General features: G+C 44.5%; 24 protein-coding genes. 6 read left to right on the top strand and 18 right to left on the bottom strand.

Annotated features, from left to right (window positions below; genetic code table 11):
• Positions 1–101 precede the first annotated feature (101 nt).
• From ACK8P8_RS14235 to ACK8P8_RS14260, 6 genes are all read left to right on the top strand, one after another.
• Positions 102–659 (top strand): RNA polymerase sigma-70 factor, encoded by a 558-nt coding sequence (locus tag ACK8P8_RS14235; protein WP_186976084.1) that lies wholly within the window; start codon positions 102–104, stop codon positions 657–659.
• Between the two features lie 65 nt (positions 660–724).
• Positions 725–1,894 carry a FecR family protein gene (locus ACK8P8_RS14240; RefSeq protein ID WP_369860363.1) on the top strand — a complete coding sequence of 390 codons (1,170 nt, stop codon included), beginning with the start codon at positions 725–727 and terminating at the stop codon, positions 1,892–1,894.
• Positions 1,895–2,062: 168 nt separating this feature from the next.
• A complete protein-coding gene (locus ACK8P8_RS14245) occupies positions 2,063–5,533 on the top strand; it encodes a SusC/RagA family TonB-linked outer membrane protein (protein ID WP_176554992.1) in 3,471 nt (1,156 codons plus the stop codon).
• Between the two features lie 11 nt (positions 5,534–5,544).
• Entirely contained in the window at positions 5,545–7,134 is a 1,590-nt protein-coding gene (locus ACK8P8_RS14250; RefSeq protein WP_186976082.1) for a RagB/SusD family nutrient uptake outer membrane protein, read from the top strand.
• 10 nt (positions 7,135–7,144) lie between these two features.
• A complete protein-coding gene (locus tag ACK8P8_RS14255; protein ID WP_186976081.1) occupies positions 7,145–7,759 on the top strand; it encodes a fasciclin domain-containing protein in 615 nt (204 codons plus the stop codon).
• Positions 7,760–7,771: 12 nt separating this feature from the next.
• On the top strand, positions 7,772–8,191 hold the full coding sequence (locus tag ACK8P8_RS14260; protein ID WP_186976080.1) for a hypothetical protein: 420 nt from the start codon (positions 7,772–7,774) through the stop codon (positions 8,189–8,191).
• Between the two features lie 100 nt (positions 8,192–8,291).
• Here the strand turns inward: ACK8P8_RS14260 and ACK8P8_RS14265 are convergent, their stop codons facing one another.
• From ACK8P8_RS14265 to ACK8P8_RS14350, 18 genes are all read right to left on the bottom strand, one after another.
• On the bottom strand, positions 8,292–8,912 hold the full coding sequence (locus ACK8P8_RS14265) for a trimeric intracellular cation channel family protein (protein WP_099291486.1): 621 nt from the start codon (positions 8,910–8,912) through the stop codon (positions 8,292–8,294).
• A gap of 78 nt (positions 8,913–8,990) precedes the next feature.
• Positions 8,991–9,827, bottom strand: a complete 837-nt coding sequence (locus ACK8P8_RS14270; protein WP_369860361.1) for an ATP-binding protein — start codon at positions 9,825–9,827, stop codon at positions 8,991–8,993.
• Positions 9,828–9,893: 66 nt separating this feature from the next.
• Positions 9,894–11,066 (bottom strand): MalY/PatB family protein, encoded by a 1,173-nt coding sequence (locus tag ACK8P8_RS14275; RefSeq protein WP_410025991.1) that lies wholly within the window; start codon positions 11,064–11,066, stop codon positions 9,894–9,896.
• Between the two features lie 171 nt (positions 11,067–11,237).
• Positions 11,238–11,402 carry a hypothetical protein gene (locus ACK8P8_RS14280; RefSeq protein WP_410025992.1) on the bottom strand — a complete coding sequence of 55 codons (165 nt, stop codon included), beginning with the start codon at positions 11,400–11,402 and terminating at the stop codon, positions 11,238–11,240.
• Positions 11,403–11,496: 94 nt separating this feature from the next.
• Positions 11,497–12,123 carry a DUF6266 family protein gene (locus ACK8P8_RS14285; RefSeq protein WP_227216510.1) on the bottom strand — a complete coding sequence of 209 codons (627 nt, stop codon included), beginning with the start codon at positions 12,121–12,123 and terminating at the stop codon, positions 11,497–11,499.
• Between the two features lie 154 nt (positions 12,124–12,277).
• The gene (locus tag ACK8P8_RS14290; RefSeq protein WP_410025993.1) at positions 12,278–12,874 is read right to left on the bottom strand and encodes an N-acetylmuramoyl-L-alanine amidase; all 597 of its coding nucleotides are present in this window, start codon (positions 12,872–12,874) and stop codon (positions 12,278–12,280) included.
• Positions 12,875–12,898: 24 nt separating this feature from the next.
• On the bottom strand, positions 12,899–13,273 hold the full coding sequence (locus tag ACK8P8_RS14295) for a 3TM-type holin (RefSeq protein WP_227216520.1): 375 nt from the start codon (positions 13,271–13,273) through the stop codon (positions 12,899–12,901).
• Positions 13,258–13,554, bottom strand: coding sequence for a MerR family transcriptional regulator (locus ACK8P8_RS14300; protein WP_186976072.1), 297 nt, complete (start codon positions 13,552–13,554; stop codon positions 13,258–13,260). The genes ACK8P8_RS14295 and ACK8P8_RS14300 overlap by 16 nt, the downstream gene beginning before the upstream one ends.
• Before the next feature lie 79 nt (positions 13,555–13,633).
• Positions 13,634–14,254 (bottom strand): DUF6266 family protein, encoded by a 621-nt coding sequence (locus ACK8P8_RS14305; RefSeq protein ID WP_410025994.1) that lies wholly within the window; start codon positions 14,252–14,254, stop codon positions 13,634–13,636.
• Between the two features lie 467 nt (positions 14,255–14,721).
• Complete coding sequence (locus ACK8P8_RS14310; RefSeq protein ID WP_186976070.1) at positions 14,722–15,123, bottom strand: LytR/AlgR family response regulator transcription factor; 402 nt, start codon at positions 15,121–15,123, stop codon at positions 14,722–14,724.
• A gap of 268 nt (positions 15,124–15,391) precedes the next feature.
• Complete coding sequence (locus ACK8P8_RS14315) at positions 15,392–16,654, bottom strand: hypothetical protein (RefSeq protein ID WP_186976069.1); 1,263 nt, start codon at positions 16,652–16,654, stop codon at positions 15,392–15,394.
• 29 nt (positions 16,655–16,683) lie between these two features.
• Positions 16,684–17,721 (bottom strand): hypothetical protein, encoded by a 1,038-nt coding sequence (locus ACK8P8_RS14320; protein ID WP_186976068.1) that lies wholly within the window; start codon positions 17,719–17,721, stop codon positions 16,684–16,686.
• Between the two features lie 45 nt (positions 17,722–17,766).
• Positions 17,767–18,288 carry a hypothetical protein gene (locus ACK8P8_RS14325; protein ID WP_186976067.1) on the bottom strand — a complete coding sequence of 174 codons (522 nt, stop codon included), beginning with the start codon at positions 18,286–18,288 and terminating at the stop codon, positions 17,767–17,769.
• 142 nt (positions 18,289–18,430) lie between these two features.
• Positions 18,431–18,709, bottom strand: a complete 279-nt coding sequence (locus ACK8P8_RS14330; RefSeq protein ID WP_186976066.1) for a hypothetical protein — start codon at positions 18,707–18,709, stop codon at positions 18,431–18,433.
• 119 nt (positions 18,710–18,828) lie between these two features.
• Positions 18,829–19,923: a TlpA disulfide reductase family protein gene (locus ACK8P8_RS14335; RefSeq protein WP_186976065.1), complete on the bottom strand. Its 1,095-nt coding sequence runs from the start codon at positions 19,921–19,923 to the stop codon at positions 18,829–18,831.
• An 81-nt stretch (positions 19,924–20,004) separates the two neighbouring features.
• The gene (locus tag ACK8P8_RS14340; RefSeq protein ID WP_410025995.1) at positions 20,005–23,313 is read right to left on the bottom strand and encodes a metallopeptidase TldD-related protein; all 3,309 of its coding nucleotides are present in this window, start codon (positions 23,311–23,313) and stop codon (positions 20,005–20,007) included.
• 54 nt (positions 23,314–23,367) lie between these two features.
• Positions 23,368–24,927, bottom strand: a complete 1,560-nt coding sequence (locus ACK8P8_RS14345) for a DUF4998 domain-containing protein (RefSeq protein ID WP_186976063.1) — start codon at positions 24,925–24,927, stop codon at positions 23,368–23,370.
• Between the two features lie 3 nt (positions 24,928–24,930).
• Entirely contained in the window at positions 24,931–26,274 is a 1,344-nt protein-coding gene (locus ACK8P8_RS14350) for a DUF4959 domain-containing protein (protein ID WP_410025996.1), read from the bottom strand.
• Positions 26,275–26,283: the final 9 nt, after the last annotated feature.

Consider the following 26,283-nt stretch of genomic DNA (forward strand, 5'->3'; position numbering starts at 1 on the left):
GATAACTGTGTTATAAAGTGGTTTGTGGTAATAAATTGTGTCACCATTGTTGGGAAATAATTATATTCTTTATCTTTGTCCGTGGATAAAGTGTATATACGGTGAAAAGTGAGTTCGACATATTATTTGAGAAGTATTACGAGCGTCTTGTCTTGTTTGCCGAGGGGTACGTGGGGGATTTGAAAACGGCGGAAGATATGGTGCAGGATGTTTTTTTGGCACTTTTATCCCGAAAGGATTTAAAGGATGTGGAGTATAGCCGTTCCTATCTTTATAGTTGCGTGAAGAACGGGTGCGTGGATTACCTGCGTAAATTAAAGATTACCGATCCTTTGGACGTGAAGTTGTTTGATGCGGCTTACTACACGGGAGATTTTGACGTGTTGGAGCAGGAGAAATTGATTTGCAGGGTCGAGGAGGAAATTGAAAAATTACCGGAGCAACGGCGGGAAGTGTTGAAGTTGAGTGTCTACGAGGGGATGAGTTATCCGCGGATCGCGGAAGTCACGGGATTGTCTGTCAATACGGTAAAAACTCACATGAAAAAAGCATATCAAGATTTACGAGAGACTCTTTCTGATCAGCATGTACATCTTTTTTTGTCTTTTGTTCTGCTGAAGATGAGACGAAAAGCAATTTCAAAGTTATTCAATCCATAATTTTTTTCATTTTTCGTTCACCCTGTTTTTCCATTTTTACGTCATAGGTGTAAAAATTTAAACAGATGAGTGAATCGGAGTTTATAAATGTATCTCTTCTTTACCGGAAAATGACGGGGGAACTTCTTTCCACCGAGGAGCAGAAGGCATTTGACGCATGGTACGCCGAGAGCAAGGAACATCGGTTGTATTATAAACGTTTTTGCCGGCAACAGGAGAAGATTATGGAAAGACAATGTTCCCGTGTCGATGTCCGGAAAGGATATGCTAGTATTCGGGGAAAGCGACGTCGTTCTATGAACCGATGGACTTGGGGAGGAATTGCCGCTTCTTTGCTATTGTCCGTGATGCTCGGAACGGTTTATTGGCAAAACGGTCGCACGAAGAATGTTCAAGAAGTTAATTCGGGTTCCCGGTTTTCCCCCGGTCATAAGAATGTGATACTTTCATTGGGAGGGGGACAAAAAATCGTTATTGATTCCACGTTCTCGGAAAAAACCGTCGGACAGGATTGTGTAGCGATTCAAGTTGAGAATGGCGTTTTGCGTTATCGACAAAACACGGTTATTACGGAGGCTCCTGTTTTTAACGAGCTGGTTGTTCCGCCTTCCGGAGAGTATATCGTGGAATTGGTTGACGGCACGAAAATATACTTGAATTCGGATTCCCGTTTGCGTTACCCGACGTCTTTCACTGGAATGAATGAACGCAGGGTATTTCTGGAAGGAGAGGCGTATTTTGTTGTTTACAGAGATGAGAAGAGACCTTTTATCGTTGAAACTTTGCAGGAAGAGGTGAAGGTATTCGGAACGGAGTTTAACGTGATGGCTTATCGGGATGAGGATGTCGTGCAAACAACCTTGGTGAAAGGAAGCGTCGGGATAAATGTAAAAGGAGAGAGGAAGGATGTGTTCCGGAGAATAGTACCGGGAGAACAATTCCGTTTGCATAAACAGTCCGGGGAGGTGAGAATAGAGACGGTGGACGTATTCTCTTACGTGGCTTGGAAGGATGGGCTGTTTGTTTCCCGGAATGATGATTTGGAATCCATTATGCGGAAGGTGGCACGCTGGTATGATGTAGAGGTGTTTTATCAAAATCCGGGTTTGAAAGAGAAACGTTTTTTCGGTATCATGAAAAAACAGACTTGTTTGGATGAAGTGCTTGAAATTATAGCCAAAGCGGGTGATGTGCAATTTAACGTGAGTGGTCGGACGGTTATCGTGAAAGAGTAAAAATAAAACAAGAAGTTGTTTGCAGCAACTTCTTGTCAATAACAAATAGGGAACAAACATTTTGCAGGTGTTGTTCCCGGTAATGTTTCATTTAAGAATAACAAATGTATGAAAAAAAATCGTTGGAACGTTCCTATACGGGGGAACTGTTTTCGAAAAATGTGGCTTATGACAAGATTATTGACAGTTTTTTTGTTCGTGATGTCGATGAATGTATCGGCAAGCCTCTATTCTCAGAATAAGACGGTCAGTCTTAAATTGAACGGGGCGACTTTGGAAGAAGTGATTCAATCGTTGAAATTGCAAACGGATTACGGGTTCTTTTATAACATTGATAACAAGGATATCAAAAGCGTCAGGAATATTTCTATCGACGTGAAGGATATGGCTTTGGAGGATGTGTTGTTGCACGTGTTGAAGGGTACGAATCTGACGTATTCCATCGTGAATAACGTGGTTATTCTTAACACGAAAAACCCGGTTGTCACGAGGGATTCGGTTCAAAAAGAGCACGTGTTGGTCGGTAGAGTGATAGACGAGAAGAAGGAGCCTATACCGGGCGTAACGGTGAGGTTGAAAAACACGAATATCGGTACGGCAACAAATAATAAAGGGATTTTTGTTTTCCGGTTGCCGATCACGAAAGGTGCGCTGGTATTGAGTTTCGTCGGGTTTAAGACGAAAGAGCTGGAATTCAAGCTCCCCTCTGATACGCTTAGAATCACGTTGGAAGAGGATTTGGCAAGTATTGACGAGGTAACCGTGGTGGCTTACGGGGAACGGAAAAAGCGGGAAGTAGTGGGTGCTATATCTTCCGTGAAGGCGGATGATATAAAAGAGGTTCCGACGGCTAGTATCGAGAATCTTCTGCAAGGTCGGATGGCGGGAGTCGAGATCAACACGCAGAGCGGTGCTCCCGGTGGTGGCGGTAGTGTTGTTGCTATCCGGGGATATAATTCCCTGTTCGTGGGGGACGGTCGCGATTACGGGGAACCGTTGTACGTGATTGACGGGGTTCCTGTACATTCGTTTACTTCTCCAATCACGGGGACGAATGCGTTGGCAGAGATTGACCCGTCGACAATAGAGTCCGTCGAGGTATTGAAAGATGCAGCTTCTGCGGCAATCTACGGTTCTCGTGCCGGAAATGGAGTGATCCTGATTACCACGAAAAAGGGTAAAGCCGGTAGGGCCAGTTTTTCTGCAAATGTATCCTATTCTTACTCTATATTACCCGAGACTCCGGTACAAACGGGAGGGCGAGGCGAGAGGGCTTTTAATTTTGACGTGATGAAGAATGAACATATGGCCGGGTATAATAACGGGGAATATATATTCCCGCAGAATTATTTGGATTCTAAAACCGGTTTGGGATTATATGACCGTTGGTGGTACAACGCGATGAAGCGCACAAGCGGGAAAAGACAGTTACAGGATTCCTTGAATCCGTATTATAATAATTCCACGGATTGGTTCCGTTATGCATTCCGTGCCGGGGAAATCGTAAACGCGAATATTCAAGCAAGTGGGGGAAGTGAAACGATAAATTACCTCGTGGGGGCCGGCTATTATACTGAAAAGGGGATCATGTACGGGAGTGATTTCTCCCGTGTAAATCTGATTGTAAATTTAGGTACGCAACCTGCCCGGAATTTGAGTCTGGATACAAGGTTGTATTTTGCGTATACAGACCGTAGCCGCGGGGCCGGTACCGGTGGTACCATGTCCGGGTCAAAAATCGAGAGGTTGACGGTAGATCCCAAAACTACTTCCTCTCTTCTTGCCGCCGGGGGGATAAATGAGGAGAAATTGCTCGAAGAGTTGAATACTTCCATTGAGAAGAATGAATCTTACCGTTTGCGTGCGAATCTGAACTTAAGATACCAGTTGTACAAGGGATTGAATTTGTCTGTACTTGGTTCCTTGGATTACAATCAAGGAATGAGAAATAATTTTCGACCCAGTACTTTGGATCCGACAAACGGTCTGAGTTCTTCTATCGGGGAGGTCGACCGGAACTTGTTAATTTTGAACGAGAATATGTTGACCTATAAAACCTCTTTTAACGAGAAACACAATATAGACGCGTTGTTCGGTATTTCTTACCAGTCTGATCAGAACGATTATATTGCGGCGAAAGGATTGGGGGGAGCCAGTGACAAGATTCATTATATCGTGGACGAGGGAACATCTGTTGAGGTTAATGGGCAGACCATATACCTGAAAGAAGCTAAAACGGATCGGACAGAAAAAGTGTTGGTCAGTTATTATGCCCGTTTGGCGTATAATTATATGCAACGCTATCTTTTTGAAGCAACTTGGCGTAAGGATGGTTCTTCCGTGTTTGGGAATAAGGTGCGTTGGGCTACATTCCCGTCGGCGGCTGTCGGATGGGCTTTTTCAGAAGAAAGTTTTCTGGAAGACGTGTCTTGGTTGAATTTTGGTAAGATTCGTGCTTCTTGGGGACGTTCCGGGCAACAGTTCGGGCAGGCATACTTGGCGCACGGCGTGATGGTTCCGAACGGGACTTTCTTGGGACAAACGACAATTTCTCCGAATCCCATGGGTGGAATGATTAATCGTCGGTTGACATGGGAAGAGAGTGACCAGTATGATTTGGGGCTGGATATGGATATGTTTGATTATCGTATAAAATTTAAGTTGGATTATTATTATAAGTTGACGAAAGGTCTTTTGTATTACGTTCCCTTGGGCGGTAACTGGAGTTTTATGACGAATCAATGGCAGAACGCCATGCGGGTTTCGAACGAGGGATTGGAACTGGAGCTGGAGGCTGATATCTTCCGTGAAACAGCCGTTTCTTGGAGGATGAAATTTAATATTTCCCGTAACTGGAATCTTTTCAAGAAGAGTTACACGGGGCGTGACGTGGAAAAATACGTTATCGGACGACCGCTTTATTCTATTTTCTTGTACGAGGATGACGGTTATTATCAGACGGATGATGAGATTCCTTATGTTTATGACCAAAGAGGTTACAAGCATAAAATGTATGTAGGTGCAAACGGAAGCGGTAATGCTGCTACCCGTTATGAGGAGGGAACAAGGAGAATTTTGGATATTGATGGGGATGGCATGATCGGTGCGGGAGATATGGTTTACCAAGGTAGTGCCTTGCCTTTGGCTTATGGAGGCTGGGTGAATGAAGTTAAATGGAAAGGGTTCGATGTGAATATTCTTTTCACTTACTCTCTTGGACGTAAGATGTATAGAACTTATAATCATAAATCTTTAACAGGAAACCCGGATGTTCCGATTCTGGAGAACGTGGGTAAAGTATCTTTTTGGGAAAAAGAGGGGGATATTACCGATTACCCGAGAAAGGCTGCTTATAGTGATATTTTGCAGCAATTTGGGGGGACTTTGGCTTCCAACTTGGAAAAGGTAAGTTATATCAAGTTGAAACAATTCACGATAGGTTATGATGTGCCTAAACAGGTTGTAAAGAAATTGAAGCTGTCCGGTGTGCGATTGTTCTTCACGGGCGAGAATCTTTTCACATTGACGAATTATTCCGGTTTAGATCCGGAGGTTGTGGATATGTACTCGGGGATGGATGATTTTAATTACTACCCGTTGGCCCGGAAGATATCTTTAGGACTTACCGTAAATTTTTAGATGAATAGGTTATGAGAAAATTGATAAGATTATTGGCTGCAATTGTGTTGTGCTTGAGTATTTCATGCAGCAGTATGTTGGACGTTGAGCCTGAAAATTCTGTTACCTTTACTAATTTTTATAAAAATGAACAGGATATAGCTGCGCTGACTCGCGGAATGCACGCGATACTGGCATGGTCGTTTCGAACTTTTAATACGTTGGAATATGCGGGGGTGAAAACGGATGCTTCTCCTTCCGGTCATTTCCCATCTCCCGATGTTTTTATGCGTTTTCATTTATGGAATTCTGTCGGGACAAGTTGGAAGAGTTTCTATGATGCGATTTATCAATGCAATTTGTTGTTTGATAACGTCCAACAACCCGTGTGCGCTCAAGATCGGATGGATTTTTATTATGGACAGGCAAATTTCATAAAAGGGGTATGTTATCTGCAATTGGCCCGTTATTGGGGAGATGCCGTTATTTCCGGACATACAGAGGATACTCAAGCTCGTCCTAAAAAGCCGATGGTGGAGGTTTTGGATACGGCATTAGCTTGTGCGGAAAGAGCTTTCATGTTATTGAAGAAGCATGAAGAATTGGTGGATTATGCCGGAGCCAGAATTACCTCGAAGCAATACGGTAGTAAAGGTAGTGCGGCAACTTTGATAGCACACATCTACGCGTGGAAAGCTGCGATGGGGAAAGGTTTGAGTGATGAAGAAGTGCGTGCATGTTGGGAAAAGGTGGATACTTATGCATCCAAAGTGATCGACACGGACGAGTGCGGGTTTTATGAATTGGAGAATAGTGCCGAGTTATTGGTTGCGAATACTTTAAATACACGTAATGGTAAAGAGAGTATTTTCGAGATAGAATTGAACGCGCAAGATAAAACATTGGATGGGACTGTTTTTACATCCGCTCGTTGGTTTGTCGGTTTTCCTGTTGTTCCGGGAGCACTTCCGGGAGATATTAATAGTAATCAATGGAAATTGAAAATTCAAACGGTTCTCGATATGTACCCGGGAGCAGATGAACGCAAGAACGCTTTTTTTTATAAACCGGAATTATATTCAAATGATCCGGACAGCGCACGCGCCTGTGGCGGATATGCTTTCGAGTATAAATACAGAAAAGGGTTGTACAGTACTTCCACGACTTCTGAACAGACTTTAGAATTTGTGAATTTCGACGTGAACAGGATGGTTTGGCGTTTGGCCGATTTGATTCTGTTGAGGGCGGAGGCACGGATGCATTTAGGGAATACAAACGGTGCCGTGCAGGATTTGTGGAGAGTTCAGCGGAGATCAAAAGCCGTTGAATACGCGGGTGGTGATTTGCAAATGGCGATCTTCCGGGAAAGAGAAAAAGAATTGATTTTTGAAGACCACCGTTACTTTGATATCATGCGAAATAAAGGATATTATAAAACAGAATTGCCTAAAAATAAAGTGTTTGTTCCTTTCCCGTTCCCTCACGAGGAAGAGGAGGAAGTGTATAGTTTATTGACGGATCAGGAAGTGGCGGATGGTGCTCTTTTTTTACCGATAGGGGATGGAGCGTTCTTTTTGAATCCTATGATGATTCAGAATACATATTGGTTTAATAGAAAATAAAGTTATAGCCATGAAAAAATTAATTATTGGACTGTTGTTAGCCACGTTTTGGGCTTGTAATACAAAATATAATTATATTGATACGGGTATTTCAGATGGAGTTCATGATTGTTCTATGCTGGAGTACTTGAAAGGGGATTCATATAATTGGGATACCATTGTACGTGTTATTGAACGTGCCGGGTTAACTTCTTTGTTTGAGGGAGAGGGACCCGGGGAGCAGATAACGTTTTTGGGACCGACCAATCATTCTATCCGTAATTGGATGTATGACAGCGCGTACATTGATGTAAACAGTATCCCCGCGGATACGTGTAAGAAAATCGTGTTGCGCCACGTGATTAAAGGCCGGTACATGATGACGGATATTCCTCGCGGCAGTATCGGCACGAGTGCCTCTTCCGGACGTGACGGTGGTGTTGAAATGCCAACTCTGGGAGGAGGAAAGGTGTGGCTTTACACGGTGTCTACTCCTGCTCACGGGGTGGAAGATGCCGGTCCGCTGACTCTTTATTGCGTTTCTTTGGATTTTCAAAAAAGTATTCCGTTGGCTTGTCCGGATATTCAAACGAATACAGGTGTCGTGATTTCCTTGGATTACAATTTTTATTGTGGTGAATTATAAATGAATAGAATTATGGGAAAATATATTGCTGGTTTTTTATTGCTGGTTGTCGTGGCGATGTCATGTCATGATGTGAAAATTGGCTATTTGGAAACGGAAAATGCTGTTTATGTTCCGGACTCGTTGGTGGTGAATTTGGAATGGACAGTGGAGGAGTACATACGATGGGAGAATGAATCCGATTGGGTTTCCACGGGGATACAGGGGGTGTTGGGAACGGCTCCGATTACTTATCGGGTGGCAGATGTAAAGGTGGACGGAGAAGGTGATGCCGAAGCTATGAAAGCGGCTTGTGCAATTAATGGCGGCGGGATTTTTACTATCCCGTTTCATCACGAAATCCCCAAGGGTGTGTATATATTATCAATAGAAATAAGTAATGAAGATTATCATTTCGTAAAGGATGATATTTTCAGGATTATAGTGAAATAGATATTATCGTAGACGTGCAAAGCTCGTAGTGACCGAGAAATAATGTGCTTGGAGTTGTATCTTATGGAATACAATTTCAGGCACATTTTCCCGCTTTATATTAATGATCTTCATGCCCTTTCAGTACCGGGAGGCTGATATGGTATTTTACAGCGACAACACGAGCAAGGATGACGCTTCCGGCTGTGACGATTTGCGTGGTGACGTGACCGATGCCGAGGGCATCACAGGCGAAGTAGATAAAGCCGCCGAGAATACAGGCGATGGCGTAAATATCTTTTCGGAAGATAAGGGGTACCTCGTTGATGAAAATGTCGCGAATGACTCCTCCGACGGCTCCGGTAGTCATACCCATGATGATAGCTACCCACGTGGGGAATCCGGCGAGTAAGCTCTTCTCGATGCCGACCACGGTGAATAGCCCCAGACCGATGGCGTCGAAAATGAAAAAGGTATTATTTAGCCGGATCACGTGTTTCCCGAACATGATGACGAACAGGAGGGCAAGTCCCGTGACAATCAGGTAGGATGGTTGGTGCATCCAGAAAGGGGTGACACCCAGTAATAAATCTCGGGTTGTTCCACCCCCGATAGCCGTGGCTGCTCCCACAACATAAGCCCCGAACCAGTCAAAACGTTTGGCAGAAGCAAGACGGATACCGCTGATCGCGAAAGCGAAGGTCCCGATATAGTCGATAATGGTAGTGAAATCTATATGCATAATCCTATTTTTGAGGGGACAAAAATAGTAATAATGTATGTCGATTGCTCTCGTTATAAGATGTTTTACAACAGGATACTACATCCAATCTTCGCTTTTTACTTCTCCTTCCACGGAAAGGATAATTCGTTTGACCGGGATGTTGCGTGAGGCTTGTTCTCTTGCCTTCAATGCCATTTGGAATAGTCCGCCGCAACAGGGAACTTCCATGATTACCACCGTTAACGTGTTGATATTGGCATCGTCAATCATACTGCGAAGTTTATCCACGTAGGAGTTCGTGTTGTGGTCGAGTTTCGGGCAGGCGATTGCCAGAATCTTGCCTTTCAGGAAACGTTCGTGAAAGTTTCCGGCGGCGAATGCCGAACAGTCGGAAGCAAGGAGTACATCCGCGTTTTGGAAATACCCGGCTTGCGGGTTAAGCAGATGTAATTGAACGGGCCATTGTCGGAGTTCCGAATTTCCGGCACAAGCGACCGGGGCGGCTTTCGTGACAGGTTTCAGTTCTCTTGCCATGGAGCCGGGACACCCGCATCCCAGTTTTTGGGCGGGATGTAATTCTTGCAGGTTCACGGGAATGTTATGGCGTTTCAGGTATTCCATTCCCTGTTTTAATAATTCTGTTTCTCCATGTTCTTTCAAATGGTGTAAATGAGCTAGTATCACGTGTTGCCCTTTAGGAGCGATACGCTCCATGACAGCCTCTTCACTATAAGGTTCCGCTTCTCTCTCTTCCAGTTCAATAGCGCCGACGGGACATTCCCCGATACACGCACCTAGCCCGTCGCAATACAAATCGCTGATCATGACGGCTTTCCCGTCTATTAACTGTAACGCTCCCTCGTGACAACCTTGTACGCATAAACCGCAACCGTTACACTTTTCCTCGTCTATCTTGATTATTGTTCGTTTCATCTTGTAGTTGTTTTTGATTTCTGATACAAAGATAAGGCACGAGGGAGAGATATTTTGTAATGATTATTACAATAGGGGAATAAATGTTTTCTTTATTCGTTCAAGTCCTTCTTTTACCGTGGCAAGAGGACAGCCGATGTTCATGCGGAAGAATCCTCTGCCTTCTTCGCCGAAATCGGTTCCGCTATTGAGCCCTATTTTTGCTTCCTTGAGTAATTTTTCCCGCACCTGTTCGTGTGTCAATCCGGTATCCCGGAAATCCAGCCAGAGCAGGAATGAGCCTTCCGGGGGAATCATTTTTACCCGGGGAAGTTCCCGTTGCAGGAATTGGTCCGTGTAGGTAATGTTCTTTTCGAGGTAGCGGAGCATCTCGTCCAGCCATGCATCGCCATGTTTATAGGCTGCTTCCAACGTGATATGCCCGAAGATATTTCCTAAATCCAAGTGTAGGCATAATATTTCCTTTTCAAAACGGCGGCGTAGTTCGGGAGATGAAATCACGATAACGGAATTCATCATTCCGGCGATATTGAATGTTTTACTGGGAGCCATCATGGTTACCGTAATGTCGGCAATTTCGGGTGATAGGGCTGCCATTACCGTGTGCTTGTGTCCGAACAAGGCAAGGTCGGCATGTATCTCGTCGGAGAGAATGGTTACCCCGTGTTGCAGGCAAAGATTACCCACGCGGGTGAGTTCATCTTTCGTCCATACTCTGCCTACCGGGTTGTGCGAGTTGCTGATGATAAGCAGTTTCACTCCTTCTTGCAGTTTCCGCTCGAAATCTTCCCAGTCGATGCGGTAATGTCCGTCTTCTACTTTCAGCGTGCTGCACACGAGTTCCCGTTGATTGTCTTTCACCACGGCATGGAATGGCGGGTAAACAGGGGTAAAAATAAGTACTTTATCCCCTTTCCCCGTGTACACTCGCACGGCGAGGGACAATGCTGTCACGATACCCGGGCTACTTAATATCCACTCTTGTTTTACCTGCCAGCCATGGCGACGCACCGTCCAGTCAATGAAAGCCTGTTTTGCTTCATCCGTTCGGAACGTGTACCCGAAAACTCCTTTTTCACAACATTGGCGTACGGCTTCCAGAATTTCAGGTGCTGCCTGAAAATCCATATCTGCCACCCACATGGGGTGGATATCCGTAACCCCGAACACGTTTGCCAGATTATCGTATTTTGCGCAAGCCGTGTTCCGGCGATCTATTATTTGGTCAAAATTGTACATATCGTTTGTTTTTAAGTTGCTGCAAGTTACAAAACTCTTTCGTGAAATCCATATTTATCGGCTTTTGAAAGCTGGAACAATTACTTCGTGTTTGAGTAACAAGTACTTAACAATACTATGCTTCTTTTGTGATTCGGCACCAGTTCGGTGCCGAATCGGAATCTATTACCACTATTCCTGTCGTCGTCTCCATCGCCGTTTCACCCGGGCGACAACGATGGAGCTAATCACTCCGCCCACGATACTTACTACCCCGGCGAAAAAATGATCCGCCATTTGCGACAACACTGAATTTAAACTTAGCGTCGAAAACATTCCTATCATAAAATAATTCATACAATTGAAAATTGAAAGTTGAAAATGAAAGAGGATTCAGCCACACAAAAGCAAAGCCCCGTGCGGCAGGAATCACCTAATCAGAAATCATAAATCAAGAAATCAGTACGCTGTCCGATGCTCCTTTCCCGTTCTTCAGCATGGCGAAGCAATACACTTTCACCTTCGTGCTATCCCAGTCTTCCGGGAGCGCGTAACTTGTACTGCCACTCTCGCCGCGGGCTCTCAACATCACTAGCCTTGACCTGTCCCGTTCCGTTTCGTACAACACGCCGTACACCTTGTCCTCCGCGGAAGCGTACCCGTCTTCCTCTTCCTGTACCTCCTGCGTGAACTGGTACTTCTTACTCTCCTCGTCGTACGCCATTGTCACCTTCGGCGGAGTAAGTAACCCCGTTGCCACCCGCAGCCGCTCGAAGTCCACCGTTGCCACGTTCTTGTTGTCCACCAAGATCGCCTCTTGATTCGTTGCCACGAATGCGTTTGACGTCGAACCTTTCCCGATACCTGTGAATCCTTTGCGGATCACCGGTAAAAGATTCCGTCCCAGTTGCACCAATGCTTTCATCCTTGCCCGCTGTGCCAGTATCTCCGGTGTCGGGTTGTCTTTCCTCGAGAACACCTTCGCCTTCGCGATGTTCTTCCCTTTCGTGTAACACAACGTGATGTTACCAACTGATTTTCTCGCTTTACCTAACAAATAAGAATTAAATTCTGCCATAAAATAATTGAAAGTTGAAAATTGAAAATGAACTGCTCCCTCAACTTCACGAACCAAATAATATAAGGTAATTCAGCTCTCCCTCTGTTTATAGAGGGAGTACGGCGAAGCCGGGAGGGAGTTCAATCTAAAATTTAAAATCTAAAATCATAAATCATTCCCTCAGCGCGGATTCCAACGCCGGTCCCGGGTCGATTTTCCTTGTCGTGATAGCCGAATGTCCCACCACGTCTTTGATCGGGTAATATTCTTCCAGCACTTCGCATACCTTCATCAATGCTTGTACCTGTACCCTCGTGTAACGATGCCAGTAAGTTAATTTCCCGTTCGAGTCATGGGTGTAAACCTCCTCCGGCGGAACGCTCCGTCCACACTCGGCAATAAACAACCCTTCACGTAACCGCAATAAGCCGAGATTATCCAGTTCGATCCCTATGGAATAACGATTCAGTCCCGAACGCCCCGCGTACCAACTCCGTCCGGCATGCCACGCTTCCGTGTCAAACGGCACCAGTTGAATGATCTTTCCCTCCCGCCCGATCACCAGATGTGCTGAAGCGCTTACGTCAGGTCTTGTCAGATAAATTGCCGCCGCCTCACTACCCGCTGCCGCCGTGTAATGTAAAACAATCATATCCGGTCCTACAAGTTTACGCGTGTTCTTCGCGCACACCAGATGCCTTACCCCGTCTCCCACCAAACGGTGGTTAACAATTGAAAATGGAGAATTGAAAATTGAAAATGAACTCATAAATCGTAAATCATAAATCAAAAATTAGAAGCGTTTTTTTCCCGTGAAGGCTTGCACGATTTTTTCCCCGCTTCTTCCCACCACGTAGCCGCCTAACCCGATTTCCAGCAAATCCCAAAAGCGGGAGGTGTCGGCGAGCATGGGCAGGCTCGTGAATGTCCCCGCGAGAACAATCAAGGCGAATGTCAACATCACCAACGGACGCCACGATCGTTGTAACCATGTACCCCGGGCTTCTTCTGTCAGCACTGCCGCACGGGCTTCCATTACCCGCTTTTCCCACTCGATAAAGATTCGCAGCAAATCCGTTTCCAATTGCTTCTTCTCCCTCGCCGGGAGCGTCAGTCGGTCGATCACCCCGCCGACCGCACTGACAACGCCCTTTACTCTTTCCACCATCTCAATCCCGTGACAATACTATTCTTGATCTCTGCCTCGAAGTAAAACTTCTTGTTCCCCACTCTCCGCACGGGAATAGCGAACAACTTCTCGTAACGGCGCAAGGTGTGGGCGGAGATATTCATTGCCTTGCAAACTTCCGCCGCGGTCATCAATCTGTGCGATACGTTTGCCGCCGTTTCTATCGCTAACCTTACCTCCTGCCGGTATTCTTTCAGTTGCCGCAGTAATAACAGGGTTATTTCTTCTCCTTTTTCGATGTTGTTAATCACTCTCTTCATGTTAATTGAAAATTAAAAGTTGAAAATTGAAAATGTAAATCACTGAATCAATAAAATCATAAATCTTAAATCATAAATCTTAAATTCGAATGTATTGGCTCGCCGAATACGCCTTCCCCTCCTTTTCCTTGAAAAAGTTGTATAAATGGGCTGCCGTACCTTGTTTCCGTGTCAGGCGGAATATTGCCTTCCCGCCCCCTCGCGTTGCGCTGTCCGTATCGATAAACACGGGCGAGAAAGAGCGATTCGCGTACAGTACGACTACCACCAAGCCGTCATTCTCCCGTGCCGAGGGCACATCCATACCCTTCTCCCATGTCAGTGTCACCGTGTCGTCGTCTGCGACCGTGGCTTTCAGGTGGTTCGCTTTTTGCAACAGCCCCACGGACAATTGCAGGCGGGAGAAATCCCCGATCTTGCCGTCCGACCGGAACACCGTCATGTTCAGTTTCATGAATGCATTGTAACCGTTTATCCCGGAGCCTCCCGCCGCCACTTTCCATGCCTCTTGTAATATAGTCCCCTTCAGGTGTTGATAAAAACGTACTGCCACTCTCAGGCAGGAACGATTTGCCCGCTGTTTCACCGTGTCCGCGTCAATATAATTTGACGCCGTACTTCTCACCCGGGTTTCGTTGCCTACCCGGTAAAATACCGTGTTTCCAACTTTCCCTCGAATAGATTCTTCCGTTTTTGCCATTCTTCGTCCTTTTTAATTCATTACTACTATTTTTCTTTCCCCTCCGTCCTTTTCTCCCATTGTCCGGGACAAAGATATTGCCTGCTACTACCGTGTTGCAACTCTAATTTAAAAACGACGTTATCTTTTTAAATTCGACGATTTAACGTCGAATTCCGACAAAAAACCGCTCACCCCGTAACTTCTTTCGATATCCCGGGGAAGAAATCGGGTAGAAAAAAATCATTCCCGCGGCACTCCCGGGTCAAAGACCTTTCGCCTACGCCCCCGAACGTCTTTGAAACGTCTTTGTATCGAAGGTGAAACGTCTTTGATCCCTTATTACACCCTTATTTCATCGAATGCACTTCGGTTCTACACCGGGTATTGTTCCCGGGATTCTGAATATAGTGAAGGGTAAACTTTTCCACGGAATCCCGCCGATAAATATACCCGCGAGGTGTGGTTATTATTTTAGATTATTGATACTATGATTCTGTTTTGCGGGTTTTCCGGGAAATTTCCGAGAAATGTAACGTTCCCTGCAAACGCTTCTGGTAAGCCCTTCCGACGGGGAACCACTCGCTCCCTATTTTCACCGAATTTCCTACCAGCGTGTCGATAAAATGCCAGTTAAGGATAAAACTCTGGTGTACCCGGACGAAACTGCTCTCCGGTAACGACCGTTCGGTTATTGCCAGGCAGTAGGAAACAATTATTTGAGTTCCGTCGGTGAAGTGGAATGTACTGTAACTGCCCGATCCCTGCACGTAAAGTATATCCGCGTACAAGGCTCGCTTGCAATAGCCTTCACCCCAGATAAACACGTGTTCACCCCCGTACCGGGGTTCGTTGGATGATGTTTTTGTTCCTGTTTTTTTATTTTCCATATTATTGATTTTTATGCCTCGTGAAGAACTCACCGGCGGGCAATTTCGTTTATCATGCTTTCAATGAATAACCGTAAAAATCAATATTGCTTATCCGTATCCCGGGGCCTATCTTCTATATGCGTTTTTTTATTTTGGATAAAGTCGGGAAAATTTCCCGAGGTCGAGATTATAATGAGCTTTTCTTCTGTAAGCACGAGGGAGAGCCAAACAGGTCAGGCTCCCCCTCCACACAAACACCGACTATATAACAATTGTTGAAGACCGTTTACTTGATAATCTTTCCTTTTTTCACTTTGTAAGATGTGTTTCTCCGGGCAGAGTTGCCCCTTTCCAAGTCATTCCCAGTTGATAAATATAATTCACCTGTGTACCATGTTGCTTCTATCGGGTTTCCGTTGTTCCCGGGAAAAATGACATCAAGAGGGAGCGGCTGTCTGGATTTCGCTCCCCGGATCGAGATGAGGTAGAGTTTGCCATCCCGGATTTCCCAGTTAGCGGTATATCCCCGTAAACAAGAGGGAATGAACTCATCCCGCAAACGGGAACGTATTCGGGCATAAAGGTTCATATCATATTGGAGAGGGGTATTTTTTAACTTGTAGGTTTTCCCGTTCGCGGAAAGCGTGTCGATGAATGCCCAGTTGTCAAAAGAATTAGAACAGACATCCTTGCATCCCTTGCCTTCCCATATCCTCAATTCGCATCCCGGCATGGGATGCACTTGACCGCGGAGTTTCACGTAGTCCCATGCGGGTACAAGTAGCACACATTCTTTCAATTCTTGTATGTAGGGATTGGAAAAATCATTTTCTATCCATTGCCCGTCATCATCTCTCACTTGACTGATAGAGGATTTATCCGCTACCACGCGAATGGCAAGACCAAGGCTGTCGATGGAACCGTCAGGGCGGGGAATTACCTGTACTTTAGCAATCACGTAGTTATCTGCTAACTCGGGAAAGCGATCTCCGTTAAATAGGGTTTCTATTAAAGATACAATGTTGTCCGAAAGGGCTGTCTCCCTTCTTTCATTACGGTATGTCGTTTTAGATGCAACGCATCCATTTTCTACCCGGTATATCCATTGATCTTCGTAATCCGATCGGAATCCCATTCCTGCCTGATATATACACTCCCCACCTGCGACGTCCAACTCCCCGCTATACCACGAGGCAAAAATCTTTCCGTCTTGCAGGTAAGCATCGAATATGCCTTCTATATCCATTAAAACGGTTTTATGATTATCAGAACGTACGGTACTGTAACAATCCACGATTCTATCCAGAAATAACGAGTCATTCTGTAACCGCCACCATGCCACGTAAGGTGGCATATCCCGGATATAGTCACCCTCGGGTATGCGTTCATATACTTTGTCATGCAGGATTTGTTTTGCTTTTAAGGGGTTGGAGTACATTTCAAAAGAGTCTTGCCCGATAATCACTATGCTTTGTCCCGAAACTTCTATCGGGACGGTGATGCTGAAGCAAGCTAGAAATACAAATAAAATGATTTTAGATTCTTTCATGATTTCATAAATTGAAGTTAGCGATGATTTTACTCCCACCCATTCCAATGAAGGGGATAACGATATTCCATATCTCCTAAATAGGTCCATGAGGTTTTTTGGTCTACAATTTGTTTACGGTATATTACGATCCAGAACGTTTGTTCTGGAGGGGTTGACATGCGAGATTTTGTATAACCATGGAAGTCGTTAATTGAATTGTAGAAAACATAATCTTTGCTTATTTTTTTGTAAATTTGTGCGGAAAAATCTCCTGTTGACTCAATATAAATCTCGATGTAGTTATCTAATTTATAATGTGTTAGAATTACATAAGTGGGCATGTTATTCCACCATAATCTTTTACCTATAAAATCATTTGAAGGAAAATCCGGCATGGGATCTTCCCAAAGTCCCGTAAAAATAAGCGTAGTTTTCGTATATAATGGACCAAAATATTTTATTTTCCAATTCCACAATACGTCGTTTCCGAATCCCCATTTGAATGTTGCAGAACTTGCGTTTCCTCCTATATATGCCGTGAGTTTTTTAAATTCCTCTTTCAATTCAAAAGAGCCTCCTCCATTTGATTTAGAAACTCCGATTTTAGATGGTCCTTTGAAATTTGCATGTTCTTCTGGTATGATTCCGTCATAACGACCTGTAAATTCCTGCCTCCATAGTGGAGTTGCGTGATTGTAAGTTGCCCTTGATAACGGTTCTTCCTTGTCCTCAATATATTTGTAAAGTTCTTCGTTTCGAGTAAATGGTTCCCCGTTGTAAAATACAATTGCACCGGCCTCTAAATATCTTTCAAACTTTTGGTTCTCGTTTTGTAAATACTCGAGGAAATAGTTGTATTTCTTTTTAGGAATTCCTTGTTCCAAGGCTGAATTCAAATCTAGTATACAAGAGAGTTTACCTTCATTAAATTTTACGTTTTCAAGTAAAATATGATCATTGGGAGAGAGTTCTTCTTGTGTACAACAAGAATAGTCAATGTAGCCAATCTCTGGTTCCGAGACTTCAGGAATACTAGAACAGCTTATTAATAAACAGAGCCAAATAAGTAGATTCGATTCTTTCATAATTCATAAATTGTTGGTTGATAATGAATTTATGGCATCATCATTCTATAATGATAACGTTCCAAATACCATGTATCCATTTTGTTGGATAACACGCACTCTAGGTGTTTTACCAAATTCTAATCTGTAATGCAAAGGTACAAGCCTGTCTTTATATTTTGCCAACACATAAGGGTCATACTCGTCGTATTTTATTTTATACCAAAAGCTGACAATTATACGACCTCGTCGGGTTTCTGTTTGTTTGTAGTCCAAAATTCCATACTTAACGCTTCGCATGTGTTGTATATAATTTTTAGGTGGGAACGAACCCGGAAAAGGATTATCATATATCATGCAAGAGATTATAGAATCTCCGCACACTTGAAAATACTCCGGGATATACAAGTTTGTACCCTCTTCCCCGGTAAAAGCCTGAGGTGTTAAATCAATTCTATATTTCCGGCTATCTATTTTTGCACGGACAGCTTCTTCAAGTTCCTTTTTCGACAAGTTTTCATGTAACGATGCACATGACGATAAGCAGATCAATGTACTTATTACCAAAAATAGTAGTAGTAGTTTCATAATATTGGGAATTAGGTATTATTCATTGATAATTCATATCTATTTGGTGAATAGTTGTTTTTATTATTCCATAGGCAATAAATTTAATTAGTTAAACATTACTTTAGTGTACAAAATGAGCAAATTGAATTTTGTTTATTAACTATTCATTTTCAATATACTCTACTTTGTTTACTTGTTGTTCAATACGCTCGATACTCCTGAAGCTATGTATATTAATATATACTAATATAGCCAGCACTGTCAATATTATGGATATTATTAAAAAAACGACCTTTCTTTTGATTAATGCATTAAGGATGAAAATTATACCTATAAGCATCAGTATCGTTGTAATAAAATGTGATGGACTGAGAACAATTAATAAAGCACCCGCCAAAAAGACAACACTACCAAAAATTAATTTAAATTTCTTGTTCATAATCTTGATTTTTAGAGGTTGTTTAGAGTTATAAAACAGTGATTTAATATATTGCTTGTCATTGTGTCGGTTGAATACTATTTATCCAACCAATACAATGACAAGTATATACTCTAGTACTAATCCTTCTTCTTTTTCAGCATTTCCTCAATCTTTTTCTCGAGTTCTCTGCCGCGGAGGTTTTTAGCCACGATGCGGTTTTCCTCGTCGAGGATAAAGGTGCAGGGGATGCCTTTCACGCAGTATTCGGCGGCGATTTCGGAATGTTGTCCTTTTAGGTCGGACACGTTTTTCCAATTACAGCCGTCCTGACCAATTGCGGCTAACCAAGCGTGTTTGTTATCATCAATTGAAACACTGATGATTTCCAGTCCTTTCGGGCGGAAGCGTTTGTAGATTTTTATCAGGTTCACATTCTCCCGTCGGCAGGGACCGCACCAAGATGCCCAGAAGTCGATGACTTTTACTTTTGCCTTTGTTTCGTACAAAGAAAGTACGCCGCCATCGGATAGCGGGGCACTGAAATTGGGCGCAACAGCTCCTATCGCTATTTTTTGGATCTTTGCCAGTTCGGTAGCGATTTGTTTGCCGTAAATGGTTGCTTTTGCCTTTTCTCCCAGTATATCGTAGCGTTCTGCCAGTTTCGTTTCGTCAAGAGTTTGAGGCAATTTGGCTGCCACGACGTAGGCTGCCACGTACGTGTCGTTGTATTTTTTTAGTAATGCCAATTCTTCTGCCTCTACTTGTGTGATTATTTTTTTGAAATCCTGTTGCAGTTTTTGTGCTTGTGCTGGATTTGACCGGGCTTGTGCTTGCAGCTGTTGTTCGCTTTGTGCCAGATACTTGTCCAGATCGTTGAATTCTTTCCATATATTCTGGGCTTCACCGCTACTTTCCACGAGCAGTTCGTTGGTGCCCATGGTAATCGTGTAAACTGCGTTCTCCAACATCATGGCTGCCAATATAGTGTTTTTCTTGACCGGCATCAAGTAGACCAATGTCGTTTCCGGCATCCGGCCTGTAAACTCGAAAGCTCCGTTCGTGATCACGGCCTCGCCGATATCGATCATTCCGTTTTCCGTGTTGGCAACCAACAGTAATTTTCCGTTGACGGAGTTGTCTAACCGTCCCTCGATTTTGTAACTATCTCCTTGTGCCACGGATAACATGACACAACTGAATAACATGCATACGGTAAATAAAAACTTTTTCATCTTCTCGTTCGTTTTTAAAAGTCTCCCGTGTTGATTCGGATTGATTTTCACGGGAGATTTTTAGTTAAAAGGATAACTTGATTATTCTTGTTCCCGTTGTCTCGGGACTTTTAGTGCCGGTTCTTTTGCCGTTTTCGGGCTTGCCTTGTCGATTACCAAGCCGTCCACGATCATTCCGGCAGGATAGATCATAGAAGCGGGATAGTAATCCGGCAGGTAATTCATTACTTCTTCTTTTGACGATATTGCCGTGATTTTCTGCAATTTTGTCAAGTCGGGCATGCGGAATCCGGTGGTACGGACACGGGTTTCTTTTCCATCCTTGAGATCAACGCGGTAGACCACGAGTGCCGATCCGGCAATTCCTCTCACGATGTAGGCACACGATTGTCCGGCTTCTTTTGCCGCTTTGATCAGTATCTTCTTCATTTTTTCGTGGGAAGTGCCTTTCTCCACCTGCACGTGAATTGTTCCGGTTCCCGTTGTAACAGTCGGGCTTTGCGGTAATAGTATAAAGCGGGAACTGCCTGTTGTTTCCGGGGCTTTCTGTGTCGGGATGCGTCCGTTCAGCATCTTTTTGAACACTCCTTTCTCGACCAGAGTCATTTCTGTTTCCGGGGTAACACCGTCCCCGTCTATCTCGTAATGCCCGTACAACGGTGTACCGTTGTATTCTTTCATTGCCGTGTAATTTTTGACCGTCAGACGACCATCCATGATCTTGCTGCCGAATTGGTCTTCCAGTCCTCCCCGGGACGGACCGAGTGAACGGGCGGCGATCAATCCGCCGCGGTACAAGAGGTTGTTTGCCAGAATCGTTGCCACGGCTCCTCCCTCGAACATGATCGGTCCGTTGTAGTACTCTGCCACCGGGGGCGCAGCTTTCAATTGCATCAATCCTTCGGCAAAGGCTCTCACCCGTTTTTTTAACTCCTCGACGGAGGGGAGTTCTGCCGGACTCAGTAACGAGAGCGAGAAAGAATCTCCCACGGTTGAACCGTCGTCAGCACGGGCCTCTGCGGAAACCGACACGGTCACGTGCCCGCCGGGTTCTTTTAATTGCACACCTTCCGTGGTCAGCCGATAGAGGTCTATTTCAGTCCCGCTAATTGCCACGCTGGAGTTATAAATATCCTTGTACTCTTTGAATACAGCCGAGGCTTCGGTTACAAGCTGTTCCAAGGCGGCTTGATTGATCTCGAATTTTGTTTCCCGTTCCCGTACGTGGGTAACTGCGGGTAATTGTTGCATTTCCGCCAAGGCAGATTCCTCGGGTGATCGGGGATTTTGTTGCAAGTAATTCGCTTTCTGTGCCATCATTCCCAGCGAGTATTTGTACATCATATCCGATGCTTCCCAGAATCCGCGGCGAATGATGTCGTAATCCACTTCCGAGGGTAATTGTGCGGGAGCGATTTGTTCCGAATATTGTACATCGCTGTTATGTTGGTAATCCCCGAGCATCACTTGCGTACCTCCGTTCATTTGCCACGGTGAAACATTCGAGAACATGATGCCTCCTAATGAACCGGCTACCGAGAAGCGACGGTAACGTGCCACTGTGTACGAGATATAGTAAGGTTTCGGTCCGTTTGGTAAAATCAGTGCCGCGTTATTGCGCTCCAGCTCGGAACGCATTGCCGCGAAAATCGTTTCGTCCGTGTTACCGGTAACTTTATTTTCCGGTTTCGGTGAAGGTAAAACCGGGGCTATATCACGTGCTTGTGCCCGGCGTTGTGTTTCTATCTGGCTCACGAATATCGTGGGTGAGGTTGCCGTCACGGGTACCCAGCCTGACTCTGCCCCGCAAACGCCCGTGAACACGCTCGGTTTGTTGCCGGCAGCTGTGATGTTCGAGAACATTGACAGGGGAGTCCCGATCATATCCACGCCACGCACCAGTTGATCCGGGCGACCGTCCACGAATACCCTGTACACTTCCAAGGGAGTCACGTTGAACGAGTTCAGGCTTCCTCCCTCACCCGTGTACGTGAAACCACTTGTTACGGTGCGGAAATAATAACCGTATTCTTTTCCTTGCTTTTGGGCTTCTTCCACTAGCATGGCACGCAATTCGTCTTCCGTGTAGGGACGATTGGTTTCGATGATTAAATTAGATTGTCTGGAAACAGGATCGCCTCCCCCGGAGGTACGCCCGTGACCGTTGCTCACCGGAAAACCGTCTAACGGTACCCGGCTCATGAGGAATTCTTTCAGCACACCGTTCACCACGTTATCCACCCGGCGAGCTTTCACGCCTTCATCATCGTACACGTAATGACCGTACAAATCCGTGTCGGCATAACGCTTTTGTAAGGGGTCACAATACACTTGAAACTCAGCGGGCAATACCTGTTCTCCAACCATTTTTTTGAAGGTCTGACCGCCCGATTTCAAACGGTGACCTTCCAGACGGTGACCGAAAATCTCGTGAAAGAACACGCCGCTCGCGGGTCCCGAGAGAATGGCAGGTCCCGTGTACGGGTCGGCTACCGGTGCGTCACGCAGTGCCAGCAAGCGTTTGATCATATCTTGTGCATCTGCGACCATCCGGTTGTTATCCGGCAACTCGTCCGGCGTGTAGGCAAAATAATCCATGTTCAATGGTAACTCCATCCCATCAGCTGCTTTCAGTGATGCCATTAACATTACCCGAGTGGATACCCGGTTCTGCACGACCACGCTTCCTTCGCTGTTCACGAAATAGGTGCGTAATACTTGAAAACTAAAGCTGGCTGATCCTTGACGCAATTCGGGACAAGTCTTGAACACGGCGGAAACCTCGTCCATTCGTTGTTCCCAAGCCCGTTTAATATCCATTTTTTGTCTTCCGGCAGCCACGGGAGCTTCGTAGTAATGTTCCACGGGCGCTTCAGAGAAACACGGTGCTTTGTCTTCGTCCTCTACGCTTACCGTGGTGCGAGTCTTTGCCTGATCATACATGGTACGGGCATACTCGTAACGTTGCAGAGTTTCCCGCCAGATCGCTTCCCGGATGGCATCCGAAGCATTATCATCCAAGGGTAAAATTACGCCCTGTGCTCCTTGTGCGTTAGGTCCGGCAAATCCTCCCTGCATATTATACTTGAAATTGTCCAGTTCCGGGCTTCCCAAACGGATTTGCGGTACTAGAGTGCGTGTGCGGTTTGCGTTGGCGGTAGTTACAGCCCCGAACGAGCTTACCACCGTTATGGTGTAGTCGTCCATCGCCCGCATGTTCATGTAATAGGGGATATTTTCCTGTTTCTTTAACTCCTCCATGCTGTATTTCAATTCCTGCTTCATCAGTTGCAAGAGTTTATCCTCTTGCTCCTGACTGAATACACCGGAGAAGCTCAATAGTAGAATCCCGCTAAAAAAGAGTCTGGTTAAATGACTTATTTTTAACATACTTTTTGGTTGTGTTTGAATAACGACCGCCGGAGCGGTCGTTATTATGATATCTTATTTATAAATAAGAATGTCTCCTAAATTAACTTTACAACTTCCTTGGCTGTCAGCTTTATCGCGTAAATTGAACTTGATATAGCGTACTTGGCGTGTTCCCTCGTGAACAGGCATCAATGTAACCTCACCGGAAGCCTCTCCTAGGTCGTTGGCTTCAAAGAATGTCAGATTTTCCCATATTGCCCCGTCAATAGAAGTTTGTATGGAAATAACCGAAGGAACAAAATTAGAGGTAGCCGTGCTCCATGCATAATACATGGGTTGTGTCACTTTAACCCCGCGAATTTCGGTCAGTTCTTTAAATTCCATCAGCATTTCATAATTGCGCAATGAGTTGGTGGCGGTCGTTACCCATACAGTTTGAGGATTGTCGTCCAAAAGATTATCCAATTCAGCGTAAAGATCTGTCGGGATACAGGAGATTATATTTCCATCATTGAATGGCTTGAAGGCTTCTTTGTCAATAATATCCAGTTCGGGTAATTGGGGATATCCTTTGTATGTCATATATGGGAGGTCGTCCCCGCCGAAGTAGTGTGCTAGAAAACCCTCGTGTCCGTAATATTCAATCTCTAATCCTAACAATTCGTTGGCTTTATCCAATACTTGTATACTTTTTTCCATAGATCCCATTAATTGGCTTTGGCTTTGTTCCGAATTGGCGTCTTGTTTGAAATAACGATTTTTGCCTAACACAAGTTTTTTTAAGTTCGGACAATAGAGTATATCTTCAAAAGTTTCTATGTTGTAATCGATTTCCAATTCTTCGACTTCATTAATAAATTTCTCGAACTGTTCCTCGTTTTCTTTTGTGTCTATCGAGTAGCCGTAGCGTCGTTGAATGGCATACGCGAACCCTGCACTAAAGGTTTTTTTATGGTTTAGAACAATTGGCTCGAATTCTATTATATCCGGGCAATCCTCTACTTTCCCTTTCCGTAAAACGTAAATCGAATCCGCGGGATCTGTGCTCACGTCCATGATTGAGATGAGAGAGCCATAACTTGTTTTTTTGTCAAAACCGTATTCTTTGATTTCCTTTTGCGTATTCTTGTATCGAATTATTATTGTATCGATATTCTCGTTCCACTGATCGGAAAAGAAAACGATACTATTATCCAGAAAGTAAGTTTTTAAGACCCCTCTCGAGAACGCGAGCATTACTTCGTGATCTCGTGTATAGGGACGGGCGTAAGTTGTTTCTTTCAAAGATTCGTTTCCTTCTTTGTCTACCGCACAGATATCAAAACGGTAATTCCCGTCTATCAAATTCTTCAGTTCGAAAGAAGTGGTTTCTTTAGGAAGCGAAACCGAATCTTTGCGGTCTTCACACGACCACACTATTTTGATATTTTCTATAGTTGCATCCGTACCGTTTACCCACTCTACTACTAATCGTTCCCATCCGGGTATGGCATGAACATCTGTACATTTTGCCACGTAGTGGATATTTCCGTCCCCGGAATAATCACTGTACGTGTCTTCCAGACTTTCGCTGCATCCGACAAACAATGCCGCCGCTGCAAATAAGTTTAATATGTATTTTCTTTTTCTCATGGTTTAATTCTTTTTCACGAAAATTTCCAATTCATGTAACGTAAAATAAGCGTTCCTATTTGTATTGGTTGAGGATAGCCTTGTTCTGAATGTATCATGTACCATTATCTTCAAGTAACGGTAAGTGTTGTTCAGGGCTGGGAATGAAATATCCACATAGTAGGGATCCATTTTGTCAAGTTCATCTACAGTTTTTGGAGCATACATTAGTTCTAATGATTTATACGTCCATTTGTCTTTTTCAGTCGAGGCGTAGGGATCTTGGTTTAAACGTCCTAAATATTCCCATCCGGCGTCCTCCGGATCAGAGGAATTTTTATTACCGTAGACGGTTACTTGGCAGGGCAGTTTATCCTCGTAACAACCGTTCCAAGATGTTCCCAATTCTGCGTTAGGTCCTGCCGGTACGTTGGCATGCATGGGGCATAGGGCATACATACGAATCCATGCCGGTGTTTTTTGCTCTCTCAGGTCGAGTATAATGGGTTTGTCAAGAGCGTTAGGTCCTGCCAGATAAGAGGCAAATATTTCCGTGGACGGTTGTGTTATCGGATTTTGATGAGTGGAGGCAAGGAAGCGTTCTCTTCCTCTTAGTTCACCGTCAAACAAGTATTGCACGCCTGTTTTTGCTTTTGAATTTTCTACACTGGTGGGACCACTTATGAAATCCGATGCCGTCATAGTCCATTGTTCCGATAGGAAAGCGTCAATATCCGGATATACTTCCTGTCTTACCCGAAAACCTTGGAAATCCTCTGTACGAATGATAATTGTGTTTTTCGGTCTTTCTTGTTGCACTTTGAAAACTAAGGTGTCCCCACCCCGGCTGATTGGGAAGCTATTTACAAGAATAGTATCCGGTTCGTTAGTTAAAGGATTGGTACCAAGATAAAAAACGTGGGCCATTCCGGTTACGACCGAAGGGCTTTTGTAGATGACCTGAAAACCGCTCCATGCAGAAGCTACTTGTATATCGTTGAAAAAAGCCCAAGGTGCACTGTCTAGTGTTTTGAATTGATATTCACGGGATTCGGACTCCTCGTAGCTTCTATTCACGAAAGAAATATTGGCGGTAACCTCATGTGCTTGCGTGAAACCGTCCAGTAGCAGTGAATCACCACTGTAACCGCAGGTTTTCAATACCTTTTGTCCTTGAGAGTTCGTGTAGCGAACATTCATAGCAAAAATATCCCTATTGTCAGGTAGAGTGTAATGCATCATTGCTCCTCCTGCCACGGGAGTAAACTTGACTTCCAGACCTTCCGGCGATACATTAAAGAGTTTATCGTCGTCATTACAGGAATAAAGGCTGAATATCAGTAATAATAACCATATTGAATTTTTCATGATTCTATT

The organism is Butyricimonas muris, from assembly GCF_046365375.1.
Lineage (GTDB): Bacteria > Bacteroidota > Bacteroidia > Bacteroidales > Marinifilaceae > Butyricimonas > Butyricimonas muris.

Excerpts from the sequence above, each read along its gene's own strand:
- ACK8P8_RS14240 (WP_369860363.1), top strand. The coding sequence starts at position 725 with ATGAGTGAATCGGAGTTTATAAATGTATCTCTTCTTTACCGGAAAATG.
- ACK8P8_RS14245 (WP_176554992.1), top strand. The coding sequence starts at position 2,063 with ATGACAAGATTATTGACAGTTTTTTTGTTCGTGATGTCGATGAATGTA.
- ACK8P8_RS14250 (WP_186976082.1), top strand. The coding sequence starts at position 5,545 with ATGAGAAAATTGATAAGATTATTGGCTGCAATTGTGTTGTGCTTGAGT.
- ACK8P8_RS14255 (WP_186976081.1), top strand. The coding sequence starts at position 7,145 with ATGAAAAAATTAATTATTGGACTGTTGTTAGCCACGTTTTGGGCTTGT.
- ACK8P8_RS14260 (WP_186976080.1), top strand. The coding sequence starts at position 7,772 with ATGGGAAAATATATTGCTGGTTTTTTATTGCTGGTTGTCGTGGCGATG.
- ACK8P8_RS14265 (WP_099291486.1), bottom strand. The coding sequence starts at position 8,912 with ATGCATATAGATTTCACTACCATTATCGACTATATCGGGACCTTCGCT.
- ACK8P8_RS14270 (WP_369860361.1), bottom strand. The coding sequence starts at position 9,827 with ATGAAACGAACAATAATCAAGATAGACGAGGAAAAGTGTAACGGTTGC.
- ACK8P8_RS14275 (WP_410025991.1), bottom strand. The coding sequence starts at position 11,066 with ATGTACAATTTTGACCAAATAATAGATCGCCGGAACACGGCTTGCGCA.
- ACK8P8_RS14280 (WP_410025992.1), bottom strand. The coding sequence starts at position 11,402 with ATGAATTATTTTATGATAGGAATGTTTTCGACGCTAAGTTTAAATTCA.
- ACK8P8_RS14285 (WP_227216510.1), bottom strand. The coding sequence starts at position 12,123 with ATGGCAGAATTTAATTCTTATTTGTTAGGTAAAGCGAGAAAATCAGTT.
- ACK8P8_RS14290 (WP_410025993.1), bottom strand. The coding sequence starts at position 12,874 with ATGAGTTCATTTTCAATTTTCAATTCTCCATTTTCAATTGTTAACCAC.
- ACK8P8_RS14295 (WP_227216520.1), bottom strand. The coding sequence starts at position 13,273 with ATGGTGGAAAGAGTAAAGGGCGTTGTCAGTGCGGTCGGCGGGGTGATC.
- ACK8P8_RS14300 (WP_186976072.1), bottom strand. The coding sequence starts at position 13,554 with ATGAAGAGAGTGATTAACAACATCGAAAAAGGAGAAGAAATAACCCTG.
- ACK8P8_RS14305 (WP_410025994.1), bottom strand. The coding sequence starts at position 14,254 with ATGGCAAAAACGGAAGAATCTATTCGAGGGAAAGTTGGAAACACGGTA.
- ACK8P8_RS14310 (WP_186976070.1), bottom strand. The coding sequence starts at position 15,123 with ATGGAAAATAAAAAAACAGGAACAAAAACATCATCCAACGAACCCCGG.
- ACK8P8_RS14315 (WP_186976069.1), bottom strand. The coding sequence starts at position 16,654 with ATGAAAGAATCTAAAATCATTTTATTTGTATTTCTAGCTTGCTTCAGC.
- ACK8P8_RS14320 (WP_186976068.1), bottom strand. The coding sequence starts at position 17,721 with ATGAAAGAATCGAATCTACTTATTTGGCTCTGTTTATTAATAAGCTGT.
- ACK8P8_RS14325 (WP_186976067.1), bottom strand. The coding sequence starts at position 18,288 with ATGAAACTACTACTACTATTTTTGGTAATAAGTACATTGATCTGCTTA.
- ACK8P8_RS14330 (WP_186976066.1), bottom strand. The coding sequence starts at position 18,709 with ATGAACAAGAAATTTAAATTAATTTTTGGTAGTGTTGTCTTTTTGGCG.
- ACK8P8_RS14335 (WP_186976065.1), bottom strand. The coding sequence starts at position 19,923 with ATGAAAAAGTTTTTATTTACCGTATGCATGTTATTCAGTTGTGTCATG.
- ACK8P8_RS14340 (WP_410025995.1), bottom strand. The coding sequence starts at position 23,313 with ATGTTAAAAATAAGTCATTTAACCAGACTCTTTTTTAGCGGGATTCTA.
- ACK8P8_RS14345 (WP_186976063.1), bottom strand. The coding sequence starts at position 24,927 with ATGAGAAAAAGAAAATACATATTAAACTTATTTGCAGCGGCGGCATTG.
- ACK8P8_RS14350 (WP_410025996.1), bottom strand. The coding sequence starts at position 26,274 with ATGAAAAATTCAATATGGTTATTATTACTGATATTCAGCCTTTATTCC.